The sequence below is a fragment of the Caballeronia sp. LZ035 genome, assembly GCF_031451175.1.
Classification (GTDB): Bacteria; Pseudomonadota; Gammaproteobacteria; order Burkholderiales; family Burkholderiaceae; genus Caballeronia.
In genome coordinates this window covers 734,001-753,290 of the sequence record NZ_JARUXS010000004.1, presented here as the reverse complement: position 1 = coordinate 753,290, position 19,290 = coordinate 734,001, and the positions used below count along the sequence as shown (strand labels likewise).

19 protein-coding genes are annotated in these 19,290 nt (G+C 64.2%); 9 read left to right on the top strand and 10 right to left on the bottom strand.

All coding sequences use genetic code 11. From position 1 onward, the window contains the following. The 4 genes from QCE88_RS33840 to QCE88_RS33825 all read left to right on the top strand — a co-directional run bounded on the left by QCE88_RS33840 (position 1) and on the right by QCE88_RS33825 (position 3,013). Positions 1-516 carry a methylated-DNA--[protein]-cysteine S-methyltransferase gene (locus tag QCE88_RS33840; RefSeq protein ID WP_309909754.1) on the top strand — a complete coding sequence of 172 codons (516 nt, stop codon included), beginning with the start codon at positions 1-3 and terminating at the stop codon, positions 514-516. 282 nt (positions 517-798) lie between these two features. Continuing rightward, positions 799-2,310 (top strand): ATPase domain-containing protein, encoded by a 1,512-nt coding sequence (locus QCE88_RS33835; RefSeq protein ID WP_309909753.1) that lies wholly within the window; start codon positions 799-801, stop codon positions 2,308-2,310. Continuing rightward, positions 2,307-2,663, top strand: a complete 357-nt coding sequence (locus tag QCE88_RS33830) for a response regulator (protein WP_309909752.1) — start codon at positions 2,307-2,309, stop codon at positions 2,661-2,663. Before QCE88_RS33835 ends, QCE88_RS33830 begins: the two co-directional genes overlap by 4 nt. A gap of 95 nt (positions 2,664-2,758) precedes the next feature. After that, the gene (locus QCE88_RS33825) at positions 2,759-3,013 is read left to right on the top strand and encodes a CsbD family protein (RefSeq protein ID WP_309909751.1); all 255 of its coding nucleotides are present in this window, start codon (positions 2,759-2,761) and stop codon (positions 3,011-3,013) included. A gap of 75 nt (positions 3,014-3,088) precedes the next feature. Here QCE88_RS33825 and QCE88_RS33820 read toward each other — a convergent pair whose 3' ends face one another. The 5 genes from QCE88_RS33820 to QCE88_RS33800 form a co-directional block, all read right to left on the bottom strand. Then, positions 3,089-3,580, bottom strand: a complete 492-nt coding sequence (locus QCE88_RS33820) for a hypothetical protein (RefSeq protein WP_309909750.1) — start codon at positions 3,578-3,580, stop codon at positions 3,089-3,091. An 11-nt stretch (positions 3,581-3,591) separates the two neighbouring features. After that, positions 3,592-4,380: a fumarylacetoacetate hydrolase family protein gene (locus QCE88_RS33815; protein ID WP_309909749.1), complete on the bottom strand. Its 789-nt coding sequence runs from the start codon at positions 4,378-4,380 to the stop codon at positions 3,592-3,594. Between the two features lie 71 nt (positions 4,381-4,451). After that, a complete protein-coding gene (locus QCE88_RS33810) occupies positions 4,452-6,650 on the bottom strand; it encodes an acetate--CoA ligase family protein (protein WP_309909748.1) in 2,199 nt (732 codons plus the stop codon). Positions 6,651-6,735: 85 nt separating this feature from the next. Beyond that, positions 6,736-8,004, bottom strand: a complete 1,269-nt coding sequence (frc, locus tag QCE88_RS33805; RefSeq protein ID WP_309909747.1) for a formyl-CoA transferase — start codon at positions 8,002-8,004, stop codon at positions 6,736-6,738. Positions 8,005-8,046: 42 nt separating this feature from the next. Continuing rightward, positions 8,047-9,813 (bottom strand): thiamine pyrophosphate-binding protein, encoded by a 1,767-nt coding sequence (locus QCE88_RS33800; protein ID WP_309909745.1) that lies wholly within the window; start codon positions 9,811-9,813, stop codon positions 8,047-8,049. A gap of 339 nt (positions 9,814-10,152) precedes the next feature. On the opposite strand from QCE88_RS33800, the gene sucC reads away from it, so the two are divergent. The 3 genes from sucC (at position 10,153) to QCE88_RS33785 (ending at position 12,712) form a co-directional block, all read left to right on the top strand. Then, a complete protein-coding gene (gene sucC, locus QCE88_RS33795) occupies positions 10,153-11,352 on the top strand; it encodes an ADP-forming succinate--CoA ligase subunit beta (RefSeq protein WP_309909744.1) in 1,200 nt (399 codons plus the stop codon). 13 nt (positions 11,353-11,365) lie between these two features. Beyond that, positions 11,366-12,238: a succinate--CoA ligase subunit alpha gene (gene sucD / locus QCE88_RS33790; protein ID WP_309909742.1), complete on the top strand. Its 873-nt coding sequence runs from the start codon at positions 11,366-11,368 to the stop codon at positions 12,236-12,238. A 111-nt stretch (positions 12,239-12,349) separates the two neighbouring features. Further along, positions 12,350-12,712: a hypothetical protein gene (locus tag QCE88_RS33785; RefSeq protein ID WP_309909741.1), complete on the top strand. Its 363-nt coding sequence runs from the start codon at positions 12,350-12,352 to the stop codon at positions 12,710-12,712. 81 nt (positions 12,713-12,793) lie between these two features. Here QCE88_RS33785 and QCE88_RS33780 read toward each other — a convergent pair whose 3' ends face one another. The 5 genes from QCE88_RS33780 to oxlT form a co-directional block, all read right to left on the bottom strand. After that, positions 12,794-13,525 (bottom strand): GntR family transcriptional regulator, encoded by a 732-nt coding sequence (locus QCE88_RS33780; RefSeq protein ID WP_309909740.1) that lies wholly within the window; start codon positions 13,523-13,525, stop codon positions 12,794-12,796. Then, complete coding sequence (locus tag QCE88_RS33775) at positions 13,515-13,736, bottom strand: hypothetical protein (RefSeq protein ID WP_309909738.1); 222 nt, start codon at positions 13,734-13,736, stop codon at positions 13,515-13,517. The genes QCE88_RS33780 and QCE88_RS33775 overlap by 11 nt, the downstream gene beginning before the upstream one ends. A gap of 113 nt (positions 13,737-13,849) precedes the next feature. Continuing rightward, positions 13,850-14,863: a 2-dehydropantoate 2-reductase gene (locus QCE88_RS33770; RefSeq protein WP_309909736.1), complete on the bottom strand. Its 1,014-nt coding sequence runs from the start codon at positions 14,861-14,863 to the stop codon at positions 13,850-13,852. Between the two features lie 156 nt (positions 14,864-15,019). Then, positions 15,020-15,976, bottom strand: a complete 957-nt coding sequence (locus QCE88_RS33765) for a LysR family transcriptional regulator (protein WP_309909735.1) — start codon at positions 15,974-15,976, stop codon at positions 15,020-15,022. 16 nt (positions 15,977-15,992) lie between these two features. Then, complete coding sequence (oxlT, locus tag QCE88_RS33760; RefSeq protein ID WP_309909733.1) at positions 15,993-17,339, bottom strand: oxalate/formate MFS antiporter; 1,347 nt, start codon at positions 17,337-17,339, stop codon at positions 15,993-15,995. A 512-nt stretch (positions 17,340-17,851) separates the two neighbouring features. Between oxlT and QCE88_RS33755 the strand changes: the two genes are divergently transcribed. Next, positions 17,852-18,799 (top strand): LysR family transcriptional regulator, encoded by a 948-nt coding sequence (locus QCE88_RS33755; RefSeq protein WP_309909732.1) that lies wholly within the window; start codon positions 17,852-17,854, stop codon positions 18,797-18,799. Positions 18,800-18,895: 96 nt separating this feature from the next. Continuing rightward, on the top strand, positions 18,896-19,234 hold the full coding sequence (locus tag QCE88_RS33750; RefSeq protein ID WP_309909731.1) for a hypothetical protein: 339 nt from the start codon (positions 18,896-18,898) through the stop codon (positions 19,232-19,234). Positions 19,235-19,290 lie beyond the last annotated feature (56 nt).

Here is a 19,290-nt window from a genome sequence, read left to right as displayed (position 1 = left end):
GTGATCGAATGTCATGTCGGCCCGAGTCCGCTCGGGCCCATCCTCTACCGCGCCGAGCACGACGCCCTGACGGGCCTGTTCTTCATCGGGCAAAAGCACTTTCCTGCCCACGCGCGCGAGGTCACCTTGTCGGACTCCCCGCCGGTATCTCGCGCCATCGCGGCTGCCCAGGAACAGATCGCCGACTATTTCGCGGGACAGCGCGCGAGCTTCGACGTGCCGCTGCGGCTCGGCGGCACCGAGTTCCAGCGGCGCGTCTGGGAACTGCTGCAACAGATTCCCTTCGGCGACGCCTGGACCTATGGCGATCTCGCCCGCCGCCTCGGCTTGCCGCCTGGCGCCGCGCGCGCGGTCGGCGGCGCGAACGGCCGCAATCCCGTCGCGATCATCGTGCCGTGCCATCGCGTGATCGGCGGCGACGGGGAACTGACCGGCTATGCCGGCGGCGTCGAACGCAAGCGTCACCTGTTGACGCTCGAAGGCGGACCCGGGCGCGAGCAGCTCGCGCTGTTCTGACTGCGGCCATGTCCGAAAACCGTGCCTTGAATCGGGCCATGCACTGCGGACACCGGGCGCGGAAAATGCGACTCACGAACATCTGTGTCCGGGACATTTGCGCGAATTTCGCAAAGTCGGCGCTACGGCCGAAGGGCCCGCAACACCCGCACAGCCGCGCCACAGCAGGCTCGCCACGCACATGCAGCCCGCGCACGTGTCATGGCCAGCGGACATTTCTTGACAAGAGTCAGCCATAATCGCGTTCGCCCAACGCCGATGCCCAAGTAAAAACGACACTCCATGACTCAAGACGCCCACCAGCCCGCCGATTCCTCCGCCCCCGACCCCGACCGCAATGGCAACGTCACGACCGGCGTCACCGGGCTGGACGATATTCTCGGCGGCGGGCTTGTCGAAGGCGGCCTGTATCTGATCGAAGGCATGGCAGGCGCGGGCAAGACGATCCTGTCGTCGCAAATCGGCTTTCACCGCGTCGCGCAGGGCGACATGGTGCTGTACATCACGCTGATCGCGGAGTCGCACACCAAGCTGCTGTCGCATCTGAAGCCGCTGTCGTTCTACGACGCCGATGCCATCTCCGACCGCATGCTGTTCGTCTCCGGCTATCACGAGCTGATGCGCGACGGCCTGTCCGGCTTTCTGTCGCTGATCGCCGCGACGATCAAGACGAGCCGCCCGCGCTTCATGGTGATCGACGGTTTCCGCAGCGCCCGCGAGTTCAGCTCGACCGAACTCGAACTGTCGCAGTTCATTCACGAGTTGTCCGCCTTCGTCAGCGCCGCGCGCTGCACCACGCTGATTCTCGCGCCGCTCTCCGGCAACGAACCGCATCCCGAACACACGCTGGTGGACGGCCTGATCGAGCTGAACCGCTACAACACCGGCATGCGGCGCGCGCGCGAGATCGAGGTGCACAAGCTGCGAGCCCGCGATCATCTGCTTGGCAAGCACTTCTTCAAGATCACCGAGCGGGGACTCGTGACGTTCCCGCGCATCGAGGCGACCGCGGCCGACGATGTCGACATTCCGGACTTCAAGAGCCGGCTCGGTTTCGCGTTCCCGGATTTCGACCAGATGCTCGGCGGCGGCGTGGTGCGCGGTTCGACCACGACGCTCGTCGGTCCTTCGGGTGTCGGCAAGACGCTGATGTCGCTCAAGTTCCTGCAAGCGGGCATCGAGCGTGGCGAGCGCTGCGTCTACTTCGGCTTCTATGAATCGCCGTCGCGGCTGATCGCCAAGGCGCATTCGGTGGGCATCGATCTCGCGCCGGCGCTCCAGGACGGCCGGCTCACGATCCACTGGCATCCGGCCGTGGAACTGGCCATCGACGAACTCGCCAACGAGTTGCTGACCGCCGTGAAAGACGCGAAAGCATCACGCCTCGTAGTGGACGGCATAGACGGCTTTCATCAGTCCGCCAACCGCGTGGAGCGCTTCGGGCTGTTCCTGAACGCGCTGTCGCACCGCCTGCGCGAAGCCGGCGTGACCACGGTCATGACCGAGGAGATGCCGCTCTACGGCGAGACGCGGCAGCCGTCCACGCTGCGCGCCTCCGCGATGACCGAGAACATCGTGTTGCTGCGCTACATCGAGGCGAATTCGTCGCTGTACCGCATGGTGTCGGTCATCAAGCAGCGCGAAGGCGCGCACGATTCCGCCATTCGCAGGCTCACCATCGACGCACGCGGCCTGCACATCAGCGACGGCTTCATCGGCCCGACAGGTCTCTTGTCCGGGCATCCGTCGGCCGGGCCCGCGCTTTCCGTGTCCGATCCCGGCGCGCGTTCATGAAAAAAATCCTCGTCGTCGACGACGAATTCGACATTCTCACCACGTGGCGGCTCGTACTCGAAATGGAGGGCTACGAGGTGTCGACCGCGTCGAACGGACGCACGGCGCTCGACGCCGCGCGCTCCAGCGCGCCCGCGCTCATCATCACCGACTGGATGATGCCGCACATGAACGGCGTCGAACTCATCGACGCACTCGCCGCCAGCGACGAACTGGCCCACGTGCCCGTCATCCTGATGAGCGCCGCGGCCCACGCGCCCGCGATCACCCATCCGCACGCGCAGTTCCGCCGCAAGCCGTTTTCCATCGACGACCTGATCGACACGGTTCGGGGGCTGATCGGTCCGGCGTGACTGCGCTGGGCACGAACCGTGCTGCTGACATGCGTTCCCTCGTGGCGGAATGCACGAGGGTTTTCTTGGGAACCGCTCAACCGAATGGAGGCACCATGGTGCAGGATCAGATTGAAGGTGCGGCGCAAAAGGTCGCCGGCAAGGTGCAGGACGCGGTCGGCGCGCTGACGGGCGACGAACAGATGCAGGCCGAAGGCAAGGTGCGCCAGGCCTTTGGCAATCTGCAGGAAAGCTATGGGCAGACAGTGGATCACGTGCGCGTGGCCGTGGCCAGCCAGCCGATTCAGGGCGTGCTGATTGCCGCCGCCGTGGGCTTCGTGCTCGGCGCGTTGTGGAATCGCGATCGCTGATGCATTCGGCGCGTTCGCCCCGCGCCGAAGAGATGGACACGCAAGCCGGTGCCTCGTTGCACCGGCTTCGTTTTTTCAGGGCGTCTCGCGCGCGATGCCGGCAAACGACACGCTCCGCGCGCAGCTGATGCCCAACACAGTGCAAGCGATTGCCAGCACAACGTGCGTGCCGTCGATGGTCAATGCCGTGGCGAGCCCCGCCGCTGCCAGTGCGCTCAACAGACTTGCAACGGGTACGCCGAACGCAAGCGCCAGATGCGCGCCAATCAGCATCAGCATCGCGACGGCCATCAGCACCGCGAGCCCGCCGGGCTGCGCGCCGAGCGCGTAGGCGAGCGCTGCACACATGCCGGCCATTGCGAGGTGAAGCGGCGCGCGCCATCGCGTCGAGTCCTGCAAGCCAAGGCAAGCCGCGAGTACACCGCCCACGCAGATCGCAAGCGCGCCATCCGGCAGCTGCGCGGCAACAAAAGCGAACGTGATCAGCACGCTGTGCAGCGCGACATGCGGCCGTCGCCAGCCGATGATCGCCAGCACGAGCAACGCGCCCGCCAGTAGATCTGACATGCCGCGCTCCCTCAAGCCGCCAGCATGTTCGACAACGTGCCGATGCCCGCAATCGACACCTCCACGCGCGCCCCGTCCTTGATCGAGCCGACGCCGATCGACGTGCCGCACGCGATGACATCGCCGGGTACGAGGGTCATGTCCTGCGACAACAGGCTCACCTGCTCCGCGGGCGAAAAGATCATGTCGTCGAGCGGATAGTTCTGCCGTTCGACGCCTTCGAGCGTCGTCACCACGTTCGCCGTGCGCCAGTCGAAGCCGTTGCCCGGCGTGACGATCGCGGGCCCGAGACAGGTGAACGTGTCGAAGCCTTTCGAGCGGCACCATTGCGCGAAGTTAGGATCTTCCTGCAACAGCTCGATGGCCGTCACGTCGTTGACGCAGGTATAGCCGAAGATCGCCGACTCGGCTTCCTCCACCGACGCGCCGCTCACCGTCCTGCCAATCACGATGCCCAGCTCGCCTTCATACGCGATCTTGCCGTGATAGCTGCGCGGCCGGCGGATCGACTCGTGCGGCCCGATGACCGACATCGGCGGCTTGATGAGAAACAACGGATGCTGCGGCGGCGGCTTGTCGAGCTTGCGCGACAGCGCGTAGTAGTTGTTCCACAGGGCGATCACCTTGCTCGGCTGGCATGGCGCGAGCAGCGTGAGGTCGTCGACGGCCCAGGTGATCTCGGTCGGGCGCGGCTGATCGAACATCGCGCCGTCATGCTGCACCACGCGGCCCGAATGCGGGTCGAGCGTGCCGAAGCCGATGCGTTCGTCCGCATCGCGGAAGCGAATCCAGTGTGTCATGTCTGTCTCCCTTGGAAAAAGGAGCGCGGGCATGCGTGGCCCGCGCTCTCTCGTCCCCTCCTCCATGCTCCTTAGATGAGACCCGCGCCGCGCGCCCACTTGTACTTCGCCCCGAGCACCGCGACCGGCAGCTCAGTGGAATACGCATAGGCCGGCACGCCGTGCTCGTACAGATACTCGGCGGCTTCCTCCACCTGTACGTCGCCCGCGAGCGATGCGACGATCGGCTTCTCGATGCCGCGCGCCTTCATCTCCTCCTTCACCTCGATCACCAGCTTCGCGAAGACCATCGGCGGCGTGATGATGGTGTGCCAGTAACCGAGGATGATCGAATGGATGCGGTCGTCTTCCAGACCGAGGCGGATCGTGTTCTGGTAGGTTGCAGGCGGTTCGCCGCCCGTGATGTCGACCGGATTGCCCGCCGCGCCGAACGGCGGAATGAACTTGCGGAAGGCTGCGTCGAGATCGTCTGGCATGGTCATCAGCGAGAGACCGTTGTCGACGCACGCATCCGACAGCAACACGCCCGAGCCGCCCGCGCCGGTGATGATGACAGTGTTCTCGCCCTTGGGCGTCGGCAGCTTCGGAATGCCGCGCGCGAATTCGAGCAGGTCGCGCAGCGAACGCGCGCGGATCACGCCGCATTGCGCGAACACGTCTTCGTAGATCTTGTCGTTGCCCGCGAGCGCGCCCGTGTGCGAACTCGCCGCGCGCGCGCCGAGGCTCGTGCGGCCGGCCTTCAGCACCACCACCGGCTTCTTCTTCGACACGCGCCGCGCGGCTTCGGCGAAAGCGCGTCCGTCTTTCAGGTCCTCGCAATGCTGCGCGATGATCTCGGTGTTGTCGTCCTGTTCGAAGAAGGTGAGCAGATCGTCTTCGTCGATATCGCTCTTGTTGCCGAGACCGACGATCGCCGACACACCCATCTTCGCCGAGCGCGAGAAGCCGATGATCGCCATGCCGATGCCGCCCGACTGCGACGACAGCGCCGCCTTGCCCTTCACGTCATAGGGCGTGCAGAAGGTTGCGCAGAGGTTCTTGGGCGTGTAGTAGAAGCCGTAGATGTTCGGGCCCATCATGCGGATGTCGTACTGGCGCGCGATCTTGACGATCTCCTCCTGCCCTTCATGATTGCCGGTCTCCGCAAAGCCCGACGGAATCAGCACCGCGCCCGGGATCTGCTTCTCGCCCACTTCCACCAACGCCTGCGCGACGAACTTCGCCGGAATCGCGAACACGGCGACATCGATCACGCCGGGCACGTCCTTCACGCTGCGGTAGGCCTTGCGGCCCATGATCTCATCGGCCTTCGGATGGATCGGATAGATGGCGCCCTGATAGCCGCCGTTGATGAGGTTCTTCATCACCGAATTGCCGATCTTGCCGTCCTCGTTCGACGCGCCGATCACCGCAACCGCATCCGGCTTCATGATGCGGTTCATCTGCGTGACGATCTGTTCCTGCGTCGGACGGTAACGCGGCGCGGCGGGCCCGAAGTCCATCACGATGCGCACGTCCGCCGCCACCGCGCCAGTCGGGCTCGCGAACACCGGATTCAGGTCCATCTCCGAGATCTGCGGGAAGTCGTCGACGAGCTGCGAGACGCGCTCGATCAACGTGATGAGCGCCTCGCGCTGCACCGGCTCTGCGCCCCGCACGCCGCGCAGCACTTCGGCGGCCTGGATGCCGTCGAGCATCGATGCCGCTTCGTCACGCGTGACCGGCGCGAGGCGGAAGGTAACGTCCTTCAGCACTTCGACCAGCACGCCGCCCAGACCGAACGCAATCAGCTTGCCGAAGGACGGATCCGTCACCGCGCCGATGATCACTTCCTGTCCCGCGCCGACCATCTGCTGGACCTGCACGCCGATGAGCGTCGCGTCGGGCGCGTACTTGCGTGCGTTCGAGATGATCGTGTCGAAGCCGGCCTGTGCTTCGGCCTCGTTCTTCACGCCGACCAGCACGCCGCCCGCCTCGGTCTTGTGGAGAATCTCCGGCGACACGATCTTGAGCACCACCGGAAAGCCGATGAACGAGGCGAGCTTCGCTGCATCTTCCGCGGACTTCGCCACGCCTTCCTGTGGCACGGCGATGCCGTATGCATCGCAGACGAGCTTGCCTTCGGGCGCCGTGAGCGAAGTGCGGCCTTCGGCTTTCACGCGATCGAACACTTCGGCGACGCGACGCTTCGCATCGGGCGCGTGCAGCGGGACGACATGCGTGACGTGCGACGCGACGTCGCTGCGTTCCTGGACAACCGTGCTGTTCATTTTTTCGTGTCTCCGTCTGATTCAGGCGTGCAGAAGTCCGCGCCGCCTTCTTTCGAAGGCGGACGTCGGTGCAGGTTGGAAGAACTTAGATCGCGCCGAGGCTCTTCAGCGTGGCGATCTGGTCAGGCGTGTAGCCGAGTTCGCCCATGACTTCGTCGGTGTGTTCACCGAGCAGCGGCGAGCGCACGACTTCGGTCGGGCTGTCAGAGAGCTTGATCGGGTTGCCGACCGTGAGGTACTTGCCGCGCACCGGATGATCCACTTCCACCACGGTGCCGGTCTTGCGCAACGACGGCTCTTCGGCGATTTCCTTCATCGAGAGAATCGGGCCGCAGGGAATGTCGTGCTTGTTGAGAATCTCCATGGCCTGGAACTTGGTCTTCGACATGGTCCAGCGCTCGATCTCGTCGAAGATATCCTTCAGGTGCGGCAGGCGTGTATTGGGCGTCTTGTAGTCCGGATGATCGATCCATTCCTCGCGGCCGATCACCTTGCAGATCTCGCCCCACACCGGCGCCTGCGTGATGAAGTAGATGTACGCATTCGGATCCGTTTCCCAGCCCTTGCACTTCAGGATCCAGCCGGGCTGACCGCCGCCCGATGCATTGCCCGCGCGCGGCACCGCCTCGCCGAAGCTGCCGTTCGGATACTGCGGATATTCCTTCATGACGCCAGTGCGTTCGAGGCGCTGCTGATCGCGCAGCTTAACGCGGCACAGGTTCAGCACGCCGTCCTGCATCGCGGCGAGCACGCGCTGGCCGCGTCCGCTCGTGTTGCGCTGATACAGCGCCGTGACGATGCCAAGCGCCAGATGCAGCCCCGTGCCCGAATCGCCGATCTGCGCGCCGGTGACGGTGGGCGGGCCGTCGTCGAAACCGGTCGTGGAAGCCGCGCCGCCCGCGCATTGCGCGACGTTTTCGTAGACCTTGCAGTCTTCATACGGTCCCGGTCCAAAGCCTTTCACCGACGCCACGATCATGCGCGGATTCAGTTCCTGGATGCGCTCCCACGTGAAGCCCATGCGGTCGAGCGCGCCCGGTGCGAAGTTCTCGACCAGCACGTCGCATTGCTTGACGAGCGTCTCGAGCACCTTCTTGCCTTCGGGATTCTTCGTGTCGATGGTGATCGAACGCTTGTTGTGGTTCAGCATCGTGAAGTAGAGGCTGTCGGCGTCGGGGATGTCGCGCAACTGCTCCCGCGTGATGTCGCCCGCGCCCGCGCGCTCCACCTTGATGACGTCCGCGCCGAACCACGCGAGCAACTGCGTGCAGGTCGGTCCCGACTGGACGTGCGTGAAGTCGAGAATCTTCACGCCATCCAGCGCCTTGCCCGATGTGTTCACTTTCACCGTCATGGCTTGTCTCCCAAACTCAATCGATGTTTATAGGTTCGACGTTTATTTGTACATCGTCTGCGCCATCGTGCCGGGCGCGTACACGGTCGGATCGACCCAGATGTTGATGACCGCGCTCTTGCCCGTCTTCGCGACCGCTTCGCGCGCCCGTTGCAGCGCGCCGGCAATCTTCGACGCTTCCCGCACTTCCTCGCCGTAGCCGCCGAGCATCTCGGCAAAGCGGCCGTATGGCACGTCCGACAGCAGGTTGCCCACGTTGCCGCGCTCGTCGCCGTACTTGGCGAGCTGGCCGTAGCGGATCTGGTTCATCGCGGAGTTGTTGCCGATCACCGCGATGTACGGCACGCCGAAACGGTTCGCGGTTTCCATGTCGAAGGACGTCATGGAGAACGCGCCGTCGCCGTAATAACAGAGTACTTCTTTCTCCGGATTGGCCAAGCCCGCCGCGATCGCGAAACCCGTGCCGACGCCCAGCGATCCCAGCGCGCCCGGATCCATCCACTGGCCCGGACGGCGCGGACGCACGGCCTGCGCGGAAATCGTCACGACGTCGCCGCCGTCGCCGATGTAGATGGTGTCGTCGGAGAGGAACTGGTTGATTTCGTGCGCGACGCGGTAGGGGTGGATCGGGCTGGCGTCTGACGTGAACAGCGGCATCAGCTTGGCCGTCGCGGCTTCTTCCAGCGCCGAGAGTTCGCGCATCCAGCCCTGGCGCGCCTGGCGCTTGTCGTTCTTCAGGCGGCCGCTCGCGGCTTGCAGCGCGGCGCCGAGAATCGCACCCGGATCGCCGACCAGGCCGAGATCGATGTCGCGATTCTTGCCGACCGTGCGGTAGTCCATGTCGATCTGCACCAGCTTGAGGTCCTTGCTGATGCGCTTGCCGTAACCCATGCGGAAGTCGAATGGCGTGCCGACGATCACGATCAGATCCGCCTTCGCGAAAGCCTGCGAGCGTGTGCGGTCGAAATGATGCGGGTCGCCCGGCGGCAGCAGGCCGCGGCTCGCGCCGTTGAAGTAGCCGGGGATGTCGAGGCCGCGCAGCAAGGCGATCGCTTCTTCGTGACCGCGCGCGGTCCAGACTTGCTGGCCGTACAGGATGGCGGGCCGCTCCGAGTTCACCAGCAGATCGGCGAGTTGCTCGATCGAGGCGGGATCGCCCACGGATTTCGTCGACGCCCGATAGCGGCCGGGTTGCGGAATCACGGCTTTTGTCAGGTCGATTTCACGATCGAGCACGTCGCGCGGAATCTCGAGATACGCCGGGCCAGGCGCGCCGTTGAAGGCTTCGCGCGCGGCCATCGAGATCATGTCGGCGACGCGTTCGGTGCTCGGCACCGTGGCGGCGAACTTGGTGATGGGCGCCATCATGTCGACGTGCGGCAAGTCCTGCAGCGAACCCATCTTGTGCTGCGTCAGCGCGCCCTGCCCGCCGATATGGATGATCGGGCTTTCGGAGCGGAACGCCGTGGCCACGCCGGTCACCGCGTTCGTGCAGCCGGGACCGGCCGTTGTCACGACGCAGCCGAGCTTGCCGGTCTGGCGCGCATAGCCGTCGGCCGCGTGCGCCGCCACCTGCTCGTGACGCACGTCGATGATGCGGATGCCTTCGTCGACACAACCATCGTAGATGTCGATGATGTGGCCGCCGCATAGCGTGAAGATCGTATCGACACCTTCGTTCTTCAGCGCGCGGGCAACCAGATGGCCGCCCGAAATCACGCCGGCGCCGCGTGTCTTCGCCTTCAGGGTGTCATCGGCGGTGGTGGTGGCGGGAGCGGTTTCGGGGCGGCTGCTGACGACTTCGGACATTGTTGTCTCCTCCTCGATGGGATGGTGTGCGGTTCCGTCGACCTCGATTGGGTCGCCGTTGATGTGATATACAATATTCCACACACAGTATTAGTCAACTGTATCCCGCTCGGCGAAAACCCTGTGATGCGACGCGTCATCCGCTGAAAGCGCCGTCTCGCAGGCTACTCCGCTTCTTTTGTTGCGCAGCGCAACATAGCTGTGCACCTTCCGCTCGATTGAACCACTCTTGCGAAACCCTTTGCCGCGCCTTGATATGTGATATATAGTATTTCAGCGCATGACGAGAGCGTTCGTTCCGTCTTTGCGCCATTCCCATCAGAGGATTCTGGAGACGAGATGAACATTCACGAATATCAGGCGAAGGCACTGTTGCGGCAGTACGGCGTCGCGGTGCCGGAAGGTCGCGTCGCCTTCACCGCGCAGGAAGCCGCCGATGCCGCCAGCGCTCTCGGCGGACCCGTCTGGGTCGTCAAGTCGCAGATTCACGCGGGCGGGCGCGGCGCGGGCCGCTTCTCGAACGACCCGGAAGGCAAAGGCGGCGTGCGCGTCTTGAAGTCGGTGGAAGACGTGCGCGAGAACGCGCGGAAGATGCTGTCGTCGGTGCTCGTGACCAAACAAACCGGGCCGGCGGGCAAGGAGGTCAAGCGTCTGTACGTCGAGGAAGGCTGCGACATCGCGCGGGAACTCTATCTCGGCATGCTCGTGGATCGCGCGACATCGCGCATCACGATCATGGCGTCGACCGAAGGCGGCATGGAGATCGAGGAAGTCGCGGAGCGCACGCCGGACAAGATCCTCAAGGTCGCCATCGATCCGGCCACCGGCCTGCAGCCCTTCCACACGCGTCAGATCGCCTTCGGACTGGGGCTCGACGGCAAGCAGGTGAAGGCGGCATCGACGTTCATCGCGGCGCTGTACCGCGCGTTCGTGGATCTGGACGCGTCGATCGTCGAAGTGAATCCGCTGGTGGTGACCGGTTCGGGCGACGTGATCGCGCTCGACGCCAAGCTCAATTTCGACGACAGCGCGCTCTACCGTCATCCTGACATCGAAAAACTGCGCGACGAGGACGAGGAAGATCCCGCTGAAATCGAAGCGGCGAAGCACGGCCTCAACTACGTGAAGCTCGACGGCAATATCGGCTGCATGGTGAACGGCGCCGGCCTCGCGATGGCCACGATGGACATCATCAAGCTCTATGGCGGCGAGCCGGCCAATTTTCTGGATGTCGGCGGCGGCGCGACGCAAGAACGCGTCGCGACGGCGTTCAAGCTGATCCTGCGCGATCCCAAGGTGCGCGGCATCCTGGTCAACATCTTCGGCGGCATCATGCGCTGCGACGTGATCGCGCAAGGCGTGGTCGCGGCGGCGCGCGACATCGACCTGAGCGTGCCGCTCGTCGTGCGCCTGGCCGGCACGAACGTCGATGCAGGCCGCGAGATTCTGCGCACGTCCGGACTCACCATCATTCCCGCCGACAACCTCGCCGATGCCGCCGACAAGATCGTCAGCGCGGTCGCCGGCGCACGTCATTGAGGAGCACACCGACATGAGCGTTCTGATCGACAGGAACACCAGAGTGATTTGCCAGGGCTTCACCGGCGCGCAGGGCACCTTTCATTCCGAGCAGGCGCTGGCCTACGGCACGCGCATGGTCGGCGGCGTGACACCGGGCAAAGGCGGCACGACGCATCTGGACTTGCCGGTGTTCGACACCGTCGCGCAAGCCGTCGCCCGCACCGGCGCCGAGGCTTCCGTGATCTACGTGCCGCCGCCCTTCGCCGCCGATGCCATCCTCGAAGCCATCGATGCGCACGTGCCGTTGATCGTCTGCATCACGGAAGGCATTCCGGTGCTCGACATGCTGCGCGTCAAGCGCGCGCTGAGCGGCTCGGACAGCCGGCTCGTCGGGCCCAACTGTCCGGGCGTCATCACGCCGGGGCAATGCAAGATCGGCATCATGCCGGGCCATATCCATCAGCCGGGGAAGATCGGCGTGGTGTCGCGTTCGGGCACGCTCACGTATGAAGCCGTCGCGCAGACGACCGCCGCCGGGCTCGGGCAGACGACGTGCATCGGCATCGGCGGCGATCCGGTGAACGGGACCAACTTCATCGACTGCCTGTCGCTCTTTCTGGAAGACGACGCCACCGAGGGCATCATCATGATCGGGGAGATCGGCGGATCGGCGGAGGAAGAGGCGGCGCAGTTTCTCAAGGACGCGCGCACGAAGAAGCCGGTGGTCGGCTTCATCGCCGGAACGACCGCGCCGCCGGGACGCCGCATGGGTCATGCGGGCGCGATCATCTCGGGCGGCTCGGGCACGGCCGGGGCGAAGATGGACGCGATGAAATCGGCGGGGATACGCGTGGCGGATTCGCCCGCGGCGCTCGGCGAAACGATGCTGCGCGCGATGCGCTAGTCATTTTGGAAGCGCGGCGGGGTTAGCCCAACCCCGCCATGACAGATTGTGTCAGTCGCTGCGAGCGGAAGTCGTAACCTGCGGATTTTGTCCGACGCTTCCAGCTCCACCATGATCCGCTTGTTCTCCGCAGCAACCGCCACCGCGTTGGCCCTTTCGGCAAACGGCCGGGAGGCGCCCGCGCTTTCACTCAGTCCTTCCTTCACCGACAACGCCGCCGCTACACGCTTCGAAAGCAGCAGCAACGCCAACATCACGCATCCTCCCGAAGCCGTTGCGGCGTCGCGCGCCGGCACGAGCACTCACTGCAAGGAACTTGCCTCGTCGATTGCCGCCGCCACGGCGTCGCCCGAACGAAGCGTCGCGGTGGACGTCACCACACTCGACCATCAACGCATCGTCACCGAGTCCGTTCACGACAAGCGCGGTTATCTCGAAGCGCAATCGATGAGTTCCGGTTGTCCGAAACCCTGATGCCAGCGCACATCAAAAAACAAAGGCCGCCTGACACATGCCAGGCGGCCTTCCATTACCACTAAACATCTGGCCCGACGATCAATCCAGAAAGTCGCAATTCGCCTCGACGAACGCGGCCAGATCGAGCGAATGCTGCTTCACGAGCCGCTCGACGAGTTCGGTATCGCGCTTCTCCAACGCCTCGATGATCCGCATGTGATCGACGATCGAACGCGATGCGCGGTCGCTCTGCGCGATCGTCATTTTGCGGATGGCGCGCACGTGCACGAAGATGTTCTTGATGGTGTCGAAGATGATCTCCGACTTCGCCAGCCGCACGATGGCCGAGTGAAACGCGATATTCGCTTCGGAATATTCGTCGATATGTTCGGCCGGCGTGGAATCGCGGAAGTTGTCGAACATATGGCGCAGCTGGGCGATTTCCTCGTCCGATGCGCGCTGCGTGGCGAGGCGCGCCGCCATGCTCTCCAGCGCCGCCCACATGTGAATCATCTCGACGATCTCGCGCTTCGTCTTGCGCAGGATATACACCCCGCGGCGCGGCACGGTGCGCAGAAACCCTTCCTGCTCCAGCAGCGTCATGGCCTCGCGAATAGGCGTGCGGGACACGCCCAGCGCTTCGGTCAGCTCTTTTTCGTCGAGACGAATCTCTTCCCGCGAGCGGTAGATGTCCGCCTCGGCAATGGCCTGCCGCAGCTTGGCATACGCCTGGTCGCGCAGCGACACCGTGGCGTTGATCGGCTCCAGCGAAAGCGTGAGTCCCGAGGTGCGGACTTCCGGCCGTTCTACGGATTGAGTATCAGATGGCATTGATGGCTTGATTTCCCAAGTGCGGACGGCCAGCGTCGATACGCTTGCCCGAGCCGCCGTTCTGGTCGTCCGCCGCGAGACCGGCAAAGCGACCGTGATTCTGCGCGCGCTGCAACATGCTCTGCGGCACCGCCGATGCAATCATAAACGTAACACCCATACCCACGGCAACCAGCGCGAATCCAACGACAATCAACAGGGCGATGCTCATTTCAGGCTCCGGTCAAATCACTCAAGAGCCCTCAGTATATGTTGCGTCGCAACAGGGCGCAACATATTTTGAATCTTGTATATCAGAAACAACGCTGGCGCCATGAAGGCAGTTTAGGCCGCTTTTTGCGGCTGCGGGGACGACACAGGCTTGGCGGTGCCCTGGTTCACGCCCTCGCGCAGCTTGATCAATGCGAGAACCGCATCGAGCATCGGCGTTTCGACGTGGACCAGGCGGCCGATTTCCTGCACGACAGTCATCAGTGGATCGATTTCCATCGGACGTTTGGCCTCGCAGTCCATCAGCATCGAGGTCTTGTGCGCGCCCACCGCGCCCGCGCCGTTGATGCGCCGCTCCACGTCGACACGGAAATTCACGCCTATCCTGTCGCCGATGGCCTTCGCCTCCAGCATCATCGCCTTCGAGAGCGCGCGGGTGCCGGGATCGCTCGTCAGGACGTCGAGCGTCGCGCCGGTGAGCGCGCTGATCGGGTTGAAGCAGAGATTGCCCCACAGCTTGAGCCAGATTTCGTCGCGAATGTTGTCGCGCATCGGCGCTTCCATGTCCGCTTTCGCCATCAGATCGTGCAACGCCTGCAGACGCGGCGTGATCTCCCCGCTCGGCTCGCCGATCGGAAACTTCTTGCCGTAGTGATGTTCGATGACGCCCGGCTCCGCGATTTCCGCCGCCGGCAGCAGCACGCAGCCGATGGCACGCTCCGGCCCGAACACATCCCATTGCCGTCCGCCCGGATCGACGCTTTGCAGCTTCGTGCCTTCGAGTTCGTTGCCGTGCTTGTAGAAGTACCAGTAAGGCAGGCCGTTGACGGCGGTGACGATCGCCGTGTCGGGACCGAGCAGCGGCGGGATCAGGTCGACGACGCCGGGAATCGAGTGCGCCTTGAGCGCGATGATGACAAAGTCTTGCGGGCCGAGTTCAGCGGGATTGTTCGTGCAGCGCACCTTGACGGTGTGCTCCTCGCCATCGATGCGCAGTCTGACGCCGTGCGCCTGCATGGCCGCAAGATGCGGCCCGCGCGCGACGAAACTGACATCGGCTCCCGCGCGCGCCAGTTGCGCGCCCATATAGCCGCCGATCGCACCGGCGCCGTACACGCAGATCTTCATGGTTCGTCTCCTGTTTTGTAGCCCGATGTCCACTGATATACAAGATACTACATTCCGTATGGAGCAAGAACAAGGCGTAATGCGTACGGGCGAGCACGCCAAAACCCGCATGCGCCGGCGACGCCGCGAGTGGCAAAGAAGAATGGAAGGCGCCGCTCAGGCTTCGGCGATCTGACCGCTGCCGACAGTATGCGACGTCGATGCAACGACGTGTGACCACACGCTCGCCGCGCTGGCGCGCAGCGCGCGGCCGCGACGGCGCACCAGCATCAGCGCGCGCGCGGTGGCGGGGATGAGAGGAAGGAGATGAAGCGCGGCGGGATCGCAGGCCGTGCGCGCGTGCATCGGCAGAACGCCGACGCCGAGGCCGGCCGTGGTCATGTGCGCAATCGCCGACGCCTGGGTGAAGCGCTGCCGCACCGCGCCGCTCACGCCGTGCAGCGCGAGCGCGGCCTCGATGGCGGCGAGGCTGCCGGTGTCGTCGTCGAGCAGCAGCAAGGGCGTCCCGCGCAGCTGGCGCCAGTCGAGCGCCGCGGCCCCGGCCCATCGGTGCGACATCGGGACCACCGCCGCGAACGCGTCCGGATAAAGCGGCTCGGCGGACAGTTCGTCGAGCGTGTCAGGCGCAATGACGAGGCCCATATCGGCCTCGCCCGAGCGCACGAACTGGAGCACGGCGTTCTGCGGACGATCCAGGACGACCACCGTGACATCCGGCAGACGCGCACGACACGAGGCGAGCATCGCGGGCAGCAGGCTTGCCGCCAGTGCGCCGCTGCACGCGAGATTCACAACGCCTGGCTCGGCGCCAAACCGGCCATGCGGCCGCAGCGTCGCTTCCAGTTCCTCGACGAGCGGCGCGACCCGCGCAAGCAGCTTGCGGCCCGTGTCGGTGAGCGTGACTTGACGCGTGGTGCGATCGAAGAGCCGCAGCGCGATTTCTTCTTCGAGTTCGCGAATGCCCCGGCTGACCGCTGACTGCGTGACCCCGGATGCATCGCCGGCACGGGTGAAGCTGCGATGCCGCGCCAGCGTCACGAACAGTCTCAGTTGATGCAGCGAGACACTGAGCGCCGGCGCGGCATGATCGCTCGAATCGTCCAGATCGCTCATGCCCGCGCCGTCCTGCTTACTGCACCGTCTTGTGCGATCCGTCCCAGCCGGCCTGGAACGACGCATTGACCGGTGATTCACTCGACGCCTGCGCGACCGTATTGTCGATCCAGCGCTTTCTCATCGGCGCGAGCACGAACTTGGCGCACAGCCCGGCCGCGATCGACGTCACCGCCGCCGCAATGAACACCGCGTTCCACGAGCCGATCGACGCAAGCACCGATGCCAGCGGCACCAGCATCGACGCCGTGCCTTTCGCGGTGTACAGCGTGCCGGCATTGGCGGCGGCGTACTTGCTGCCGAAGGTATCGGCGCAGGTTGCGGGGAAGATCGAGAAAATCTCGCCCCAGCACAGGAACGTCAGCGCCGCGAACAACATGAAGAGATACGGGTTGTGGCCGAACTCCATCAGCCCGAGCAGCGCGATGCCCTCGCCCAGGAAGATGATGAACATCGTGTTTTCACGGCCGATCTTGTCCGAGATGAAGCCGCACAGCGGACGCGTGAATCCGTTGCACAGATTGTCGATCGACAAGGTCATCGCGAGCAGCGGCAAGGTGATGCCGAACAGGTTCACCGGCATTTTCGCGAAGCCGTATTCCTTGGCGATCGGCCCGAACTGCGCGGTCGCGATCACGCCGCCCGCCGCGACGAACACGAACATCAGGTAAAGCACCCAGAAGATCGGCGCGCGCACCATCTGGCTGGTGGTGTAGTCGATCTTCGTCGCCACGATGCGCTTCGCCGGAACGATGCCCGCCGGCGGCTTCGGCCGCACCAGCATCAGCGCGAGTACGAAGATGCAGACGCCCTGCAGGATGCCGAAGAACATTAACGCATGCTCATAGCCCGAGCGCTGGATCATGTTCGAGATCGGAATCACCGTGACCGCCGCGCCCGCGCCGAAGCCGGCCGCCGTCAATCCCGCCGCCAGGCCGCGTTTGTCCGGGAACCACTTGAGCGCCGTGCCCACGCAGGTGCCGTACACGCACCCCGCGCCCACGCCTGCCACGACCGCCCCGATGTAGAGATGCACGAGGCTGGCCGCGTGAGCGTCGATGATCCAGCCGAGCGCCGCGCACAGCGAGCCGCCGATGACCACCGGCCGCGGCCCGAACTTGTCGACGAGCCAGCCCTCCACGGGCACGAGCCAGGTTTCGGTGACGATGAAGATGGTGAAGGCGGTCTGGATCGCCGCCTGACCCCAATGGTGCTTGGCATCCATTGGCACGACGAACAGCGTCCATGCGTACTGCAGGTTGGCGACCAGTCCCATGCAGAGAATGCCGATCACCAGCTGGAACCATCTGTTGTGATGACGCCCGTGCGATTGCCCGGACACAACCGTGTCTGCGCTTGCCATGTCTGTCTCCGTTGTGTTTCCCAGCGCTCGTACGGCGCTTGATGTGCTGCGAGAAGCCGGCGCGACGCGTCGGCGGCGGGCGGTCGGTCAGGAGAAAGGTTCGGTCCAGGCGGCGTGGGCGGGAGGCCGCCGGTCTGTCTGCGTGCGGCGCGGGGCGCGCGCGATGATGCAGGCGATCGATTCGCACATCGGGCAAACATCCGCGTCAGGCGATCGAAGAATCATGTCGAGCGATTCCCAGTTGAGTCCGGGTGATTCGAACCAGCCTTTGCAGGCGTCGCATGCTGGTGATTGATCCTGATTGATGCGTGCTGCGGTGCTGCGGGGCGCTTCTGGTGTGCCGCGCGAGGGTCGGTCGGTGCCTGGGGCCAGCATGGCCGGTCGCGCTCTGTGGGACTGTCCACCTTACAACTCACGGGGACGTGAAAGCATCGTGGGGGAGAAAAACGATTAAGGAAAGTTAGAAAAAATTATTGTATAAATTCAGTATCGTTAATGGATGAGGGATTGCCGTGCTCCGCAACGCCACCCTGCGTCAGTTGAAGATCTTTGAAACGGTCGCACGGCGACTGAGTTTTTCCCGCGCCGCCGAAGAGCTGTACCTCACGCAGCCAGCGGTGTCGACGCAGGTCAAGCAACTCGAAGAGCACGCAGGACTCGCGTTGTTCGAGCAGCTGGGCAAGAAGATTTACCTCACGCCGGCCGGCAACGAAATGCTTCATCACAGCCGCGCGATCCTGGAGCAATTCCGCGAAGCCGACGACGCCATGGCCCGCCTCAAGGGTATTTCCGGAGGCACGCTGAATGTCGCGGTCATCAGCGCGGGCGATTACTTCTTTCCGCGCCTGCTCGCTGCCTTCACGCTCCGCAATACGGACGTGCGGCTCAATCTCGCGGTTCACAATCGCGAGGAATTGCTGCACCAGCTATCCGACAATCTCACCGACCTGGCCGTCATGGTGCGCCCGCCGCGCGACATGGATACCGTGAACGTGTCGTTCGCGCCGCATCCGTATGTGATCGTCGCGCCGCCGGATCATCCGCTCGTCGGGCGCCGGGACCTTCCGCTGGAGGCCTTGGCCGACGAGCCGTTCATCGTTCGCGAGCGCGGCTCCGATACCTGGAATTCGATGGAGGAAGGATTCGCCGGCCGCCTGACCAACCTCAACGTGGCGATGGAGATCACGAGCACGGAGACCATCAAACAGGCGGTGATCGCCGGCATGGGGCTCAGCTTTCTTTCCGCTCATACCATCAGCATGGAGCTGCAGATGGGCAAGCTGGCGGTGCTCGATATCGAGGATTTTCCGGTGATGCTCAACTGGTTCGTCGTGCATCGCAACAACAAGCGCCTGCCGCCGGTGGCGCTTGCCTTCAAGGATTTCCTGATTCAGGAAGGCGCCGCGCAGATCGAAGCCATCACGCAGATCGTCGCCACGACGGGCAAACCCAATACATAAGGTTTCATCAATACATACTCGAAGAAAGTTTAACTGTCGTGTATGGATCGATTTTTCTATCCTGCCATGAAGCCCCTCGGCCAACAGGAGACGATCATGATCCATACGACGCACGACAATGACCGCGAAGTTCAGGCGCAGGTCTGCGCATTCAATACGGCTTTCGAAGAACTCGACCTGATGTTCCGCTGGGACGCGCAGACGTACCGCTCGCTTGCCTCCGCGGACAGCGACTACGGCAGGATCGCGCTGTACATCGAGATGCATTGTCCGCATCTCCTGAAGGCGTACAGCGCCGAATTCCTTTGCCAGGCTATCGTGGAGCGGAAGAATTCAATGGTCGAAGCCTGCCGGCAGAACACCGTCCAGTACGAGGACAGCGCACAGCGCGCGCGGCTCTGGCGGGCGCGCGACCGGGAAGCTGCGCAGTTCTGAGCTGCTCTTGCAAAAGGAACGGGCGGCCCGGCAATCCGGGCCGCCCGTTTTGCGTT

Bases quoted from the DNA above. Each gene is read 5' to 3' on its own strand.
- QCE88_RS33810 (WP_309909748.1), bottom strand. From the start codon at position 6,650: ATGAACAGCACGGTTGTCCAGGAACGCAGCGACGTCGCGTCGCACGTC.
- QCE88_RS33835 (WP_309909753.1), top strand. From the start codon at position 799: ATGACTCAAGACGCCCACCAGCCCGCCGATTCCTCCGCCCCCGACCCC.
- QCE88_RS33825 (WP_309909751.1), top strand. From the start codon at position 2,759: ATGGTGCAGGATCAGATTGAAGGTGCGGCGCAAAAGGTCGCCGGCAAG.
- sucC (WP_309909744.1), top strand. From the start codon at position 10,153: ATGAACATTCACGAATATCAGGCGAAGGCACTGTTGCGGCAGTACGGC.
- QCE88_RS33830 (WP_309909752.1), top strand. From the start codon at position 2,307: ATGAAAAAAATCCTCGTCGTCGACGACGAATTCGACATTCTCACCACG.
- QCE88_RS33785 (WP_309909741.1), top strand. From the start codon at position 12,350: ATGATCCGCTTGTTCTCCGCAGCAACCGCCACCGCGTTGGCCCTTTCG.
- QCE88_RS33800 (WP_309909745.1), bottom strand. From the start codon at position 9,813: ATGTCCGAAGTCGTCAGCAGCCGCCCCGAAACCGCTCCCGCCACCACC.
- QCE88_RS33780 (WP_309909740.1), bottom strand. From the start codon at position 13,525: ATGCCATCTGATACTCAATCCGTAGAACGGCCGGAAGTCCGCACCTCG.
- QCE88_RS33750 (WP_309909731.1), top strand. From the start codon at position 18,896: ATGATCCATACGACGCACGACAATGACCGCGAAGTTCAGGCGCAGGTC.
- oxlT (WP_309909733.1), bottom strand. From the start codon at position 17,339: ATGGCAAGCGCAGACACGGTTGTGTCCGGGCAATCGCACGGGCGTCAT.
- QCE88_RS33820 (WP_309909750.1), bottom strand. From the start codon at position 3,580: ATGTCAGATCTACTGGCGGGCGCGTTGCTCGTGCTGGCGATCATCGGC.
- QCE88_RS33770 (WP_309909736.1), bottom strand. From the start codon at position 14,863: ATGAAGATCTGCGTGTACGGCGCCGGTGCGATCGGCGGCTATATGGGC.
- QCE88_RS33765 (WP_309909735.1), bottom strand. From the start codon at position 15,976: ATGAGCGATCTGGACGATTCGAGCGATCATGCCGCGCCGGCGCTCAGT.
- sucD (WP_309909742.1), top strand. From the start codon at position 11,366: ATGAGCGTTCTGATCGACAGGAACACCAGAGTGATTTGCCAGGGCTTC.
- QCE88_RS33815 (WP_309909749.1), bottom strand. From the start codon at position 4,380: ATGACACACTGGATTCGCTTCCGCGATGCGGACGAACGCATCGGCTTC.
- QCE88_RS33775 (WP_309909738.1), bottom strand. From the start codon at position 13,736: ATGAGCATCGCCCTGTTGATTGTCGTTGGATTCGCGCTGGTTGCCGTG.
- frc (WP_309909747.1), bottom strand. From the start codon at position 8,004: ATGACGGTGAAAGTGAACACATCGGGCAAGGCGCTGGATGGCGTGAAG.